This is a genomic window from Kaistella chaponensis (assembly GCF_900156725.1).
GTDB classification, from domain to species: Bacteria; Bacteroidota; Bacteroidia; order Flavobacteriales; family Weeksellaceae; genus Kaistella; species Kaistella chaponensis.
This window is the reverse complement of sequence record NZ_FTOI01000016.1, coordinates 54,172-66,854: the sequence shown is the minus strand read 5'-3', so window position 1 is coordinate 66,854 and position 12,683 is coordinate 54,172. Positions and strand designations below refer to the sequence as shown.

The following is a 12,683-nucleotide window of genomic DNA, read 5'->3' as shown; positions in this document are numbered from 1 at the left end:
GTTTCCCACATTCCAACAAAATTTTAACAATGACAACAATAAATTATTAACAAAAAACTCTACTTTTGAGTGTGCCTAAGATGGGTGAGATTACAATACATCAAGTTTTTAATTTCGATTCTATCTCAATGATCTCTTCCAAAAATAAATTGTACGATTTATTTTGCTAAATATTTTGTTTTAAAATTTGTTTTTGTTCGTATTTAAAACAACATCGAACTCCATAGTGATGCCCTTTTTTAGGTTTTACAAGAAAATCATAGAAGTCGTTCTAAATCGAATTCTTCCTGCTCGTGAAAATCTTTTGTGGTAAAGTAAAAATCTAATTTTTTGAAGCTTTCCACTTTCGAGTTGGCTTTATTGATTCCGAATTGCTGTTTATCCTTCTTTTTTTCTGTGGAAAATTTTTAACAACTTGTTATCTTAATTTTCTCAACCCATTTTGTTACTTTTTTTAATGGTCTTTTTTATAACATATTTAAATTGAATGATCGTTCTTATTTTCATTTCTGTAGTGGTCATTAAAATTGGCATTTTGCTTTGGAATGATGATGATATTATTCCTAGAATACTGCAGAAAATATGATAAGAATTAAGTTTTATGAAAATTAACATGAATAATTTTCTACAGGCTATAAAATATTTACCTTTGCATCTTAATTTTAACAACAGCCTAAAATGGATTTTAAAAACTTTGCGATGCCATTCAGCATCAACCCTAAATATAGTCAAAAAGTCGCCTATTTTTCAATGGAATTTGCCATCGATCAAGCCTTGAAAATTTATTCTGGTGGTTTAGGATTTTTAGCAGGTTCTCACATGAGAAGTGCTTACAACCTAAAACAGAATTTAGTAGGAATCGGTATTTTGTGGAAATTTGGTTATTACGATCAAGCCAGAAATCACGATCAAACTTTGCAGCCAACTTGGACGAAAAAAATGTATTCTTTTTTAGAAGATACCGGAATTAAATTTCAGATCGAAATTCATTCAGCACCAGTTTGGGTAAAGGTTTATTACCTGAATCCTGAAACTTTCCATACTGCACCGATGTTTTTTCTTTCTACAGATGTGCCGGAAAATGATCATATTTCAAAAACAATCTGTCACCGTTTATACGACGCCAACGAATCTACCAAAATCGCACAGTATATTCTGCTCGGAAAAGGCGGCGCAAAATTATTAGATGTGATGAATTTCGAGCGCGATGTTTATCATTTAAATGAAGCACACGGATTACCGGCTGCATTTTATTTACTTAAAAAATTCGGCGGCGATTTGGCGAAAGTGAAAGAGAAATTAGTCTTTACAACCCATACTCCGGAAGAAGCAGGAAATGAAAAGCACAATATTAATTTGTGTCACGATATGTCTTATTTCTCTGGTTTGAGTTTAAATGAAGTAAAAAAAATTGAAGGAGTAGAAGACGACCGGTTCAATCATTCACTTTGTGCACTCAGAATGGCAAGAGTTGCCAATGGTGTTTCCCAACTTCATGGTGTAGTTTCCCGTAAAATGTGGAGCAAATATCCCGGAATTTGTGAAATTAAAGCCATTACCAATGCACAGGATTTTAAATATTGGGCAGATCGACCTTTGTATGATGCCAAAGATGATAATGATGCAGTCCTTTTCGACTTTAGAAAAAAGCATTTGAAAAAAAGAATGTTTAGAATTGTCGCTGATCAAACCGGAAACCTTTTCAACCCAAATATTTTTACCATTGTTTGGGCAAGAAGATTTGCAGGCTACAAAAGAGCAGATTTATTATTGCACGATAAAGTAAGGTTTGAAAAATTATTGAACAATCCGAAATATCCCGTACAAATTATTTGGGCAGGAAAACCTTACCCGATGGATTATTCAGCCATTTCTACCTTCAATACTTTGGTAGAAGAAAGCAAATATTACAAAAACATGGCAGTTCTTACAGGTTATGAATTGTCATTAAGTAAATCATTGAAACAAGGTTCTGATTTATGGTTAAATAATCCAAGAGTACCGAGAGAAGCTTCAGGAACTTCAGGAATGACCGCTGCAATGTGCGGTTCTGTGAATCTTTCAACGGATGATGGTTGGATTCCGGAGTTTGCTAAAAACGGAATCAACGGTTTTGTGACGCCACAAGCTGATTATGACAATACAAGTGTTTACGACCAAAATAATTTCGATTTAGAAAATCTTTATCAAGTTTTAGAAAACGAAATTCTTCCTATGTATTATGATCGTCCAGATGAATGGAGAAAAGTTCAGCAAAATGCAATGGATGATGTAAAATTAGCTTTCAATTCTGATCGAATGGCAGATGAATATTACCAACAAATTTATCAATAATTAACTTTCATTGAAGTTGATTCAAAATCCGTCTCGTGTAATCATGAGACGGATTTTTTTGTTTATTTTTAAGCTCCCTTAATATAAAATGAAACCCTTATGAATCCAAGTGTTTGGGAATTAGAAACTTTTTATAGAAATCGCGATATTATCATTATTGGTGCTGGTTTTACAGGTTTATGGTCTGCAATTTCTTTAAAAGAAAAGTTTCCGGAAAAATCAGTATTGATCATTGAAAGAAGCTCGATTCCAATGGGAGCTTCGACCAGAAATGCAGGTTTTGCCTGTTTCGGGAGTTTGACGGAAATTATTTCGGATTCAGAGAAAATGGGATGGCCGAAAACGTTGGAGTTGGTAAAGATGCGTTTTGAAGGTTTAAATAAAATTCAGCATTATTTTAAAGCCGAAGAAATCGATTTCGAGAGGTGCAGCGGTTTTGAAATTCTAAATGATAATAAAGCTTTGCAACAAATTGATGAAGTCAATGAAAAATTAAAAACAATCACTGGTCTAGAAAAAACCTTCTTTTTAAATCAAGATCAAATTGCAAAATTTGGACTTCAAAAGACGGAGTTTTTAGTCGAAAATCCTTGCGAAGGTTCCTTGCATTCGGGGAAATTATTACAGAAACTTTTAGAAAAAAGTCAAAGTTTGGGAGTTGAATTTCTTTTTGGAACGGAAGTTTTGAAAATCTTGGAAGACGAAAATAAAGTTCAGATTATTACCCAATTTTTCCAGATTGAAACTCAAAAATTGGTGATTGCAACCAATGCTTTTGCAAAAGATTTAATTTCAGAGGTAGATTTAATACCTGTTCGAGGTCAAATTCTGCTCACAGAACCACTCGAAAATTTGCAGTTGAAAGGAACATTTCATTATGATGAAGGTTACATTTATTTCCGAAATTTAGGAAATCGAATTCTTTTAGGAGGCGCGAGAAATCAAGATTTTGAAACCGAAGAAACTACGGCTTTAGAAACGACAGAATTTCTTCAAAATTATTTAGAAAATTTTTTGAAAGAAGTTATTTTGCCAAACCAAGAATTCGAAATTTCGCAGCGTTGGTCGGGAATAATGGCAATGGGAAAAGAAAAATCTCCGATTGTAAATCAAATTTCTAATCGGCAAATTGTAGCAGTTCGCCTTTCCGGAATGGGGGTTGCTTTAGCGCCAAAAATTGGTGAAATGGTGGGTGATTTATTATAGTTTCCTTAATATCACAGATTCTAAATGAGATGAAAAAAATAGTACTCATGTGGATTTTCATGAAATTACTTGTTTAAAAAAAAAAAAATCAATGTTTGATGTTGGAAAAGAAATTGATCATGGTTTGTGGGTAAATGTTTGTGAAAATGTATCATCGTACGAAGGTGAAGATGATGGATTTAGAGTAAAAAGTCAATTTTCGATTAAGGTTCATCAAAAATAATTACATACTTATCTTCTACTTACAGGTTTGAAATTGGGTATTTTGGTCAATTTCGACACTATCCAAATCGATAAAAAGTTCATCACAAAAATTATCGGAGTATTGTAAAAAAAAATCTATAAAAATCTGTGAAATTCGTCGGCAAAAAATTCATTAAATTTGCATTATGATCAACAGCGACCAGATAAAAGATATTCAAGCCAGAATTAGTGAACTGTACAAATATCTTCAAATTGAAAAGAAAAAAATAGAAGTTTCTAACGACGAAGAGAAAACACTCTCTCCGGAATTTTGGGATCAACCAAAAGAAGCGGAGATTTTTATGAAGCAACTTCGTTCCAAAAAAAAGTGGGTCAATGATTATGAAGAAATTTTTGCGCGTTTTGAAGACATTCAAGTTTTAATTGATTTTGCAAAAGAAGATCCCGATTCCGAACAGGAACTCGACGAATCTTTCCCGATACTTTTACAAAAAATCGAAGATTTAGAGTTCAAAAATATGTTGTCTAATGAAGGCGATGAACTTTCTGCTGTTCTCCAAATTACCGCGGGAGCAGGTGGAACAGAGTCTTGCGATTGGGCACAAATGCTCATGAGAATGTACAGCATGTGGGCAGAAAAACAAGGTTACAAATTACGCGAACTCAATTTTCAGGAAGGTGAAGTTGCTGGTGTGAAAACCGTAACTTTAGAAATAGATGGCGAATTTGCCTTCGGATATTTGCGTGGTGAAAATGGAGTGCATCGTTTGGTGAGAATTTCTCCATTCGATTCTAATGCAAAACGCCACACGAGTTTTGTCTCGGTTTACGTCTATCCTTTGGTTGATGACACCATTGAAATCAATATTAATCCTGCCGATATTTCCTTTGAAACCATGCGTTCGAGTGGTGCAGGAGGACAAAATGTGAATAAGGTTGAAACCGCGGTTCGTCTTCGTCACGCTCCATCCGGAATTATTATCGAGAATTCTGAATCCAGATCACAGCTACAGAATAAAGAAAAAGCCATGCAATTGCTGAAATCCCGTTTGTATGAAATGGAACTCGCCGAAAGAATGAAAGCCAGAAACGAAATTGAAGCCGGTAAAATGAAAATAGAGTGGGGAAGCCAAATCCGAAATTATGTAATGCATCCTTACAAATTAGTAAAAGATGTGCGATCCGGACATGAAACTTCAGATGTTGATGGTGTCATGAACGGCGATATCACGCCGTTTTTGAAAGCATTTTTAATGGCAGATGGAACCGCAGTTTCGGATGATGATTTGGATTTGTAAATATTTATGAAAGAACGTCTTTCTCAGTTTTTCAACAACCACGGATTGTTTAGTCCACTAGATTTTACCGATCCGGTGACGTATTTTGTTCCGGGATTTATTCTGTTGATTTTGGGCGAAACTTTTCTGTATCAAATTCCACAAAAACTTTTTACCAAAAAATTAGTCAAAGACGAACTTTCCAGCATTGGACTAGGTTTAGGAGCTGTTTTTCTAGATTTTGGAATGAAGGCAATTTCGTTGTCTTATTTCTTTTGGATTTACAATCACTTCAGAATCACCGATTTTTTTGGAATTAAAAATTTCAATGATTTTATTACTTTAAAATGGCACCTCAATCATGGGTGGTTGTGGCTTTTAGTATTGATTGTGCAGGATTTTGGATTTTATTGGCATCACCGATTAAGTCATCAAATCAGGCTCTTTTGGACGGGTCATGTGAATCATCATTCGGCGAAACATCTGAGTTTTGCGGTGGCTTTGCGACAAGGTTGGTTCGAAATCGCATACCGTGATATTTGGTATGTTCCCTTTATTTTGGTAGGTTTTCACCCGATTATGATTGCGATGATGCATCAGTTTAATTTAATTTTTCAGTTTTGGCCGCATACCAATGCGATCGGAAAACTCGGTTGGTTCGATAAAATTTTCAATTCGCCATCCAACCATCGGGTTCATCATTCCCGGCAAATAGAAGAATTAGATAAAAATTATGGCGGAATTTTAATGATTTGGGATCATCTTTTCGGAACGTATCAATCTGAAAACTCAAAAACCCACGATTACGGAATTTTACATGATATCAAAACTCATAACGTTTTCAATATTGTTTTTGATGAATTTAGAAATATGATGAGAGATGTAAAAAACGCTCCCGATTTGAAGTCCAAATTTTCCTATATTTTCAAAGCTCCCGGCTGGAAACATATCGGTAAAGATGAGAGAGTTTCAACCCTTCAAAAAAACTTAAAATAAATTTTTGTTAAACTTTCCAAATTATTTTATTTTGGATTTAAATAAACCTATTTTTGCGTCAATCGTTATTTATGGAAAATTTAGAAAGTTGGAAGGATTTACTCAATCCGGAATTTTATATACAAATGGGCGGTTTCTGGCTCATCTTATTCATCATTTTTGCGGAGACAGGATTATTCGTTGGTTTTTTTCTACCAGGAGATAGTTTGCTGTTCGTATCCGGAATTTATGCCGTAGAAATTATCAAAGAAACTTTCGGCTCCACCGGAAGCGATTTTTTAGATACAACCATCTTAGCAAGTACGGTTGCTATTGCAGCAGTAATCGGTAATGAAGTCGGTTATTGGTTTGGCGTAAAAGCAGGTCCTGCTCTTTATAAAAAAGAAGATACTTTCCTTTTCAAAAAGAAATACCTTTTTCAGGCCCACGATTTTTTTGAACAACACGGTGCATTGGCGGTAATTATGGCAAGGTTTTTACCAGTAGTCAGAACTTTCACACCCATTGTTGCCGGAATTGTTAAAATGGATAAAAAACGTTTTCTCATCGACAATATTATTGGAGCGTTTCTCTGGTCGTTCTCGCTCATTTTTGCAGGACATTATTTAGATGCCTTGTTTAAAAACCAATTTGATATCGACCTTAAAGCTCATCTAGAAGTGATTATCATCATCATTGTTTTGATTACCACAGTTCCGATTATCGCTAAATTTTTCTTCGGTAAAAAGAAAGAGGAAGCGGCAACTGAAAACGAGAATTAAGAATACAAACCATTGGTTTTTAAATATAAAACAGCACTTTTCGAGGTGCTGTTTTTTTTGATGAAAGGGGATGATTTTCAATGTATTTCGGGTTGATCTTAAAATCTTTAATGATGATCATTTTTTATAAAAGCCAAAATATTGGGAAAGATAAAAGAATCACGCTTTCTTTTCACGAATCTCGGAACATGACCAGAATTTTTCATGTAAACCAATTGATGCGGAATTTTTTTTGAAGTTAGAACTGCATCCAAAGCCAATCCCTGATTTTTATTCACAAGAAAATCCCGATCTCCCTGAAATATTAAAGTCGGGATATTTGAGACGTGCGCAATCGGACTCGCCTTTTTGAATGCTTCTAATTGATGTTCAAATTTTTCACCAACTACTTTCTGAAAAACGCCTTTCGTTCGCTTATAATATTTGCTTTTTTGGTAGCTTTCAGAATAAAAATCGGTGGGACTGCTCATCGAAATCAGTTTCTTAATCTCCTGTGGGTTTTGGTAGCCATAGAGAAGCGATAAATGTCCTCCAGCACTTTCTCCCAAAAGAATGTAATTGCTGGGTTTCAAGTTCCACCTTTCGGCCATCTCGTTGCTTTTGGAAATTGCTTTTGAAATATCTTCCACCTGATGCAGGTAATTGATGTTTTTTCTCAATAATCGGTAATTGATATTGATGCTCGCAATATTGTTGGTGAACAGGAAATCCTGAATCATTTTCATGTGTTCCTTATGACCAAATTTCCAACCACCGCCGTGAACAATCATTACGACCCGCGTTTCTGGCGAAGTATTTGCGGGAAGAAATACATCCATGCGCTGCTGTTGGTGATCGCCATATTTAATGTTGTATAATTTCTTCGACCCATTTTCTTCCGTTATTTTAAATTTGGTAGAACAGGAACTGATCATCATTCCCGCAATTCCGATCACCCAAAAATGATAATTTAAAATTAATTTCTTCATGCTTCTCATGTAACCAATTTAATGCTAAAATAGATTTGAAAACTATTTATCATCATGCTTCCAATAAAAAAAAGAGACTTCGAAAAGTCTCTTTATCATTTAATTAAACAAATCCCGAACTTTATCGAAAAAAGTCTTTTCTTTTCCAGATGGTTCTGCCATCATCTCACCGTTTTTAATTTGATTTTCAAAGAAATCTTTTTGCGCCGGAGAAAGGGTTTGTGGCGTCCAAACATTGATGTGAACAAACATATCGCCTTTTCCGTAACTATCGATGCTCGGTAAACCTTTTCCTGAAAGTCTCAGGATTTTACCCGATTGTGTTCCCGCATCAACCTTTATTTTTACTTTTCCACCAACGGTTGGGATTTCTTTTTGTGTTCCCAAAGCAGCTTCTGCAAAAGAAACATACAATTCCTGATGAAGATTATCACCTTCCCGTTTGATGGTGCCATCAATTTCTTCTTCTACGACCACCAATAAATCTCCGGGATTTCCGCCGAAAGGGGCATCGTTTCCTTTCCCACGAACACTGAGTTGGATTCCTTCTCTTGCGCCCGCCGGAATATTAATGGTTACTTCTTCGTCTTCTTTGATCAAACCTTGTGCATTTGCACCCGCAGGAATTTTATCCGCAATTTTACCCACTCCTTGACAAGTCGAGCAATGCGCCTGCGTTTGCATCTGTCCGAACATCGTATTCATCACTTTTACCTGAACTCCGCTTCCGTGACAAGTCGTACACGTTTTTGAGGTAGCTCCAGGAGCCAGTTTCATTTTCTTTACCTTAATGGTTTTCGTGGTTCCGTTCACGATTTCTTCTAAGTTCAGTTTGATCCGCACGCGAAGGTTAGAACCACGCAATTGCTGTCGCTGAGATCCTCCACCGCCACCGAAATGACCACCGAAAATATCTCCGAACTGGCTGAAAATATCATCCATATTCATTCCGCCACCGAAACCGCCACCGCCAAATCCACCTGCAGCACCACCCATTCCGGCGTGACCATATTGATCATAACGGGCTCTTTTGTTCCCGTCGCTCAGTACTTCATAAGCTTCTGCTGCTTCTTTAAATTTTTCTTCTGCGGCGCTATCTCCCGGGTTTTTATCCGGGTGAAATTTAATCGCCATTTTTCGGTACGCTTTCTTTATTTCCTCAGGTGAGGCAGATTTAGAGATTTCTAAAACTTCGTAATAATCTTTTTTTGACATCTTCCTTTATAATTGATAAAAGATAAAAGATAATTAACTGTTCATCAATTATCTTTATCATTAATATTTTTATTTCCCTGTAACTACTTTTGCAAAACGGATCACTTTGTCGTTCAACGCGTATCCCGACTCGATAACATCTACAATTTTACCTTTCAGTTCCTCGGAAGGTGCTGGAATCTGGGTAATCGCTTCATGAAAATCTACATTGAAATCTTCTCCAGCGTTAACTTCCATTGGTTTCAATCCTTTTTCCGTCAATTTATTTCTGAATTTTTGATAGATCAGTTCTACGCCCTGCAAATCAGCTTCGTTGGCGTTTTTAGCCATTTCCTTTAATGCTCTTTCGAAATCATCCAGAACTCCAAGCATCGAAATCATCATGTCCTGATTCGCGTACTGGAAGAAATCCATTTTTTCCTTGGCCGTTCTTTTTTTATAGTTTTCAAATTCAGCAAAAAGACGAATGTAGCGATCTTTTTCCTCTGCCAAAAGTTCTTCCGTAGAAGGTGCAATTGTCACATTTTCTACCGTTTCCTTTTCAGTTCCCTCGTTCATTTCCCCAGAAGTATGCAATTGATCGTCCTGTATATCTTGATTTTCTGACATAATTTTATTTTTTTAATATCCATCAATTCGCAAAGATTTTGCCAAAGAACAATTTAGGACAATTCGGCAGACAATGGCTTTATGCACGCTCTAATAACAGGAAATTTTAGCAGAGAAAAGAGGTAGAATTTACCAATAAAGTTTTCACGGAAGTTAAAATTGAATGAACGACCGACATTATCTTAATCAAAAGGGAATCAATCGTGGTGAACTTTAGCGCGAAATATTTAATTATGATCAATGAGCAATCGAAGTTGAACTTTATGCCGCAAAAAGGAAAATTTCTCCATTGTCTTTAGTTGAAATATAATCCGGTGCGTAAAAAGCCTTTAATGGGAAGGGAAAAAAGTCTGAAACAGAAGATGTAAATTAAGAATAAGAATAATTCCTGCGATTACCCACACTAAAATTTTCAACCATAATTTATTCACAAATTCGCCCATTTTTAGCTTTGATCCAGTAAACATGACCAAAGGAATGACAGCGAAACTCAATTGCATAGAAAGAATAACCTGACTCAAAACCAGCAGATCAGTCGTTCCTTTTTCCCCGTAAAGAATGGTAACAATCAGCGCAGGAATTACCGCAATTAATCGCGTAATCAATCGTCTCAACCACGGTTTCAAACGAATATTCAGAAAACCTTCCATTACGATTTGTCCTGCCAAAGTTCCCGTTAAGGTAGAGTTCTGTCCAGAAGCGAGAAGGGCGACTGCGAAAAAGATACTTGCGAAAGTGGTACCCAAAATTGGCGTTAACATTTTGTGCGCATCATGAATATCAGCAACATCTTTATTTCCTGTCATATGAAAAGTAGCTGCGGCAACGATCAAAATGGCGGCATTGATAAAAAATGCCAGGAACAAAGCAACACTACTGTCAATCGTCGCAAATTTGATGGCTTCTTTCTTCCCTGAAGGAGTTCTTTCGTAATTTCTGGTCTGTACAATGCTGCTGTGCAAATACAGGTTGTGCGGCATTACGGTCGCCCCCAAAATCCCGATCCCAATATACAACATGCCTGGATTGGTGATGATTTCTTTTTGAGGAACAATTCCCGCTAAAATGGGAAAGATATCAGGTTTACTCAAGATGATTTCATAAGCAAAACACCCGAAAATCACGACGATCAGACCAGCAACAATACTTTCAATCACTCGAAAACCTTTGGCTTGCAGAAATAGAATTAGAAACACATCTACAATGGTAATCGCAACTCCCCAAGTTAGTGGAATGCCGAAGAGTAAATTTAAGGCAATTGCAGAACCGATCACCTCTGCCAAATCACATGCAGCGATTGCAATTTCGCAAAAAATCCATAATATAAAATTGGTCGTGGGATTAAAATGATCTTTACAGGCTTGAGCCAAATCTCTCTCCGCAACAATTCCTAATTTTAAAGATAAATGTTGAAGAATAATCGCAAAAAGATTTGAAATTAAAATAACCGAAAGCAAAGTATAGCCGAATTGGGCGCCTCCTGCAATATCTGTTGCCCAGTTTCCGGGATCCATATATCCGACTGCAACCATTAAACCAGGACCGGCAAAAGCCAGGAGTTTCCGCCAAAACCCTGCATCTTTGGGAACATTGACACTGGAGAAAACCTCAGGTAAAGAGTTTGAAGATCTTTCCTTTCTCCAACCCTGCTTGAGGAATTTTGAAGTCATAGAATTATTGAATGTTAGATTAGTCTAACAAATCTAAGGAATTATATTTAGGGCACAAAATTTAAACAAAAAAAATCCCGACCGAAGTCAGGATTTAATTGAAGTATTTTGAAGATTATTTCGAAAATCTTACGGCCATTTTTCTGTCAACTTTTCTTTCTTCGTTAGAAGCTGTTGCAGCAACAGTAGCTTGTTCGCTACCATATCCTTTAGCATCGAGTACTTGCGCACCTACACCTTTGTCAGATAACCATTTTTTAATATAATCTGCTCTTGCTTGAGAAAGTTTCACATTGCTCGCTTCATTGCCCACTTTATCAGTGTAACCACCGATTTTAATTTTTGCATCCGGGAAAGCTTTCAAGATGGCTAATAAATTATCCATTTGTTCTTGTGAACCAGCTTCTAATTCAGTAGAAGAACCCATTTTAAAGTTAACTTTATCGAAATTGTACCATGTACCTTTTAAAGCAGCGTCATCAGCAGCATTTTTGTAGCCTCCAGATTTCAAGAAAGAAATCATTGAATCTTCCATTCCACCTTTGTATCCTTTGATGGTAACACCATTCAAGTCGATTTCTGCATCTGTCTTTGTTGCAGTCGCTGTAGCAGCTGTAGCTGTAGAATCTGCGGCAACATTTGCAACAGTAGAGTCAGTTACTACTGCGGTAGAATCTGCTGTAGTAGTGGTTTCTGTTGCAGGTTTTTTATCGCATTGTTTCCATAAGAACCAAGCGGCAAGACCAAGTAATAATAGAGGCAATAACCATTTCCAAATGGATCCGCCTTCATTATTGTCATCATTTTTGTTCACATTTACGTGAGTGTTTCCACCTCTGTTTACGTCAATTTTCGGCGCATCAAAAGAAGATACAGAAACTTTCTCTTTTATTGCATCTACTTTATCACTTCCGAACCAGTTTCCTAATCCTAAAGTAGCCATTGAAAGACCTGCAGGAAGTAAAGAAGAAACAATTCCTTTTTGATCCCCTAATAATGAGGTTAATCCTGAAGCTCCTAAATTATTATCTGCTGCATATTTTCCTACGGATCCTAGAGTAGCTCCAGTTACCATATTTAATAAAGAACTGGATGATGAATTGCTAATTCCAGAAAAACTAGAAATTGCATTAACCAATCCTCCAACTTTATCACCAAAAATAGCAGAAAGTACTGTGGTAATCAGTGAATTATTAGACGAACCACCCAACAAGTTACCAAGGATTCCACTAGAAGCGGCTCCAGTAATTGCGTTTAATACCCCTGGTTTGTCAGCATTATTTGCCATACCACCAACAACTGCAGGTAATAATGCGCTAATTGCTTTAGAAATACCAGATTCACTTTCTCCTAACTGTGTGGCAGCTTGAGAAACTAGAGCAGGTCCTAATTGACCTTTAATAAGATCGATGATGTTTAAAGACATAATAGTTTAATTTTAAA

Annotated in this window: 11 protein-coding genes; 6 read left to right on the top strand and 5 right to left on the bottom strand. The window is 36.3% G+C overall.

Going from position 1 to position 12,683, the window contains the following annotated elements:
- The first annotated feature begins 678 nt into the window (after window positions 1–678).
- From glgP to BW932_RS13210, 6 genes are all read left to right on the top strand, one after another.
- Complete coding sequence (gene glgP, locus BW932_RS13230) at window positions 679–2,334, top strand: alpha-glucan family phosphorylase (protein ID WP_076388363.1); 1,656 nt, start codon at window positions 679–681, stop codon at window positions 2,332–2,334.
- 99 nt (window positions 2,335–2,433) lie between these two features.
- Window positions 2,434–3,540 carry an NAD(P)/FAD-dependent oxidoreductase gene (locus BW932_RS13225; protein ID WP_076388361.1) on the top strand — a complete coding sequence of 369 codons (1,107 nt, stop codon included), beginning with the start codon at window positions 2,434–2,436 and terminating at the stop codon, window positions 3,538–3,540.
- Between the two features lie 91 nt (window positions 3,541–3,631).
- Entirely contained in the window at window positions 3,632–3,763 is a 132-nt protein-coding gene (locus tag BW932_RS14460) for a hypothetical protein (RefSeq protein WP_262493370.1), read from the top strand.
- A gap of 166 nt (window positions 3,764–3,929) precedes the next feature.
- Window positions 3,930–5,042, top strand: coding sequence for a peptide chain release factor 2 (gene prfB / locus BW932_RS13220; protein ID WP_076388359.1), 1,113 nt, complete (start codon window positions 3,930–3,932; stop codon window positions 5,040–5,042).
- 6 nt (window positions 5,043–5,048) lie between these two features.
- Window positions 5,049–6,017, top strand: a complete 969-nt coding sequence (locus BW932_RS13215; protein WP_076388357.1) for a sterol desaturase family protein — start codon at window positions 5,049–5,051, stop codon at window positions 6,015–6,017.
- 71 nt (window positions 6,018–6,088) lie between these two features.
- On the top strand, window positions 6,089–6,778 hold the full coding sequence (locus tag BW932_RS13210; protein WP_076388355.1) for a DedA family protein: 690 nt from the start codon (window positions 6,089–6,091) through the stop codon (window positions 6,776–6,778).
- 107 nt (window positions 6,779–6,885) lie between these two features.
- Here BW932_RS13210 and BW932_RS13205 read toward each other — a convergent pair whose 3' ends face one another.
- The 5 genes from BW932_RS13205 to BW932_RS13185 all read right to left on the bottom strand — a co-directional run bounded on the left by BW932_RS13205 (window position 6,886) and on the right by BW932_RS13185 (window position 12,666).
- Window positions 6,886–7,746 carry an alpha/beta hydrolase gene (locus BW932_RS13205; protein ID WP_076388379.1) on the bottom strand — a complete coding sequence of 287 codons (861 nt, stop codon included), beginning with the start codon at window positions 7,744–7,746 and terminating at the stop codon, window positions 6,886–6,888.
- Between the two features lie 99 nt (window positions 7,747–7,845).
- Entirely contained in the window at window positions 7,846–8,961 is a 1,116-nt protein-coding gene (gene dnaJ, locus BW932_RS13200) for a molecular chaperone DnaJ (protein ID WP_076388353.1), read from the bottom strand.
- 69 nt (window positions 8,962–9,030) lie between these two features.
- Window positions 9,031–9,570 carry a nucleotide exchange factor GrpE gene (locus BW932_RS13195; RefSeq protein WP_076388351.1) on the bottom strand — a complete coding sequence of 180 codons (540 nt, stop codon included), beginning with the start codon at window positions 9,568–9,570 and terminating at the stop codon, window positions 9,031–9,033.
- Window positions 9,571–9,899: 329 nt separating this feature from the next.
- Window positions 9,900–11,240 carry an Nramp family divalent metal transporter gene (locus tag BW932_RS13190; protein ID WP_076388349.1) on the bottom strand — a complete coding sequence of 447 codons (1,341 nt, stop codon included), beginning with the start codon at window positions 11,238–11,240 and terminating at the stop codon, window positions 9,900–9,902.
- 115 nt (window positions 11,241–11,355) lie between these two features.
- Window positions 11,356–12,666 (bottom strand): OmpA family protein, encoded by a 1,311-nt coding sequence (locus BW932_RS13185; protein ID WP_076388347.1) that lies wholly within the window; start codon window positions 12,664–12,666, stop codon window positions 11,356–11,358.
- Between the last annotated feature and the right edge of the window lie 17 nt (window positions 12,667–12,683).

What these genes read in the sequence shown, in the direction of transcription:
- glgP (WP_076388363.1), top strand. Translation starts at nt 679, where the DNA reads ATGGATTTTAAAAACTTTGCGATGCCATTCAGCATCAACCCTAAATAT.
- BW932_RS13210 (WP_076388355.1), top strand. Translation starts at nt 6,089, where the DNA reads ATGGAAAATTTAGAAAGTTGGAAGGATTTACTCAATCCGGAATTTTAT.
- BW932_RS13225 (WP_076388361.1), top strand. Translation starts at nt 2,434, where the DNA reads ATGAATCCAAGTGTTTGGGAATTAGAAACTTTTTATAGAAATCGCGAT.
- BW932_RS14460 (WP_262493370.1), top strand. Translation starts at nt 3,632, where the DNA reads ATGTTTGATGTTGGAAAAGAAATTGATCATGGTTTGTGGGTAAATGTT.
- BW932_RS13205 (WP_076388379.1), bottom strand. Translation starts at nt 7,746, where the DNA reads ATGAAGAAATTAATTTTAAATTATCATTTTTGGGTGATCGGAATTGCG.
- BW932_RS13190 (WP_076388349.1), bottom strand. Translation starts at nt 11,240, where the DNA reads ATGACTTCAAAATTCCTCAAGCAGGGTTGGAGAAAGGAAAGATCTTCA.
- BW932_RS13185 (WP_076388347.1), bottom strand. Translation starts at nt 12,666, where the DNA reads ATGTCTTTAAACATCATCGATCTTATTAAAGGTCAATTAGGACCTGCT.
- BW932_RS13215 (WP_076388357.1), top strand. Translation starts at nt 5,049, where the DNA reads ATGAAAGAACGTCTTTCTCAGTTTTTCAACAACCACGGATTGTTTAGT.
- BW932_RS13195 (WP_076388351.1), bottom strand. Translation starts at nt 9,570, where the DNA reads ATGTCAGAAAATCAAGATATACAGGACGATCAATTGCATACTTCTGGG.
- dnaJ (WP_076388353.1), bottom strand. Translation starts at nt 8,961, where the DNA reads ATGTCAAAAAAAGATTATTACGAAGTTTTAGAAATCTCTAAATCTGCC.
- prfB (WP_076388359.1), top strand. Translation starts at nt 3,930, where the DNA reads ATGATCAACAGCGACCAGATAAAAGATATTCAAGCCAGAATTAGTGAA.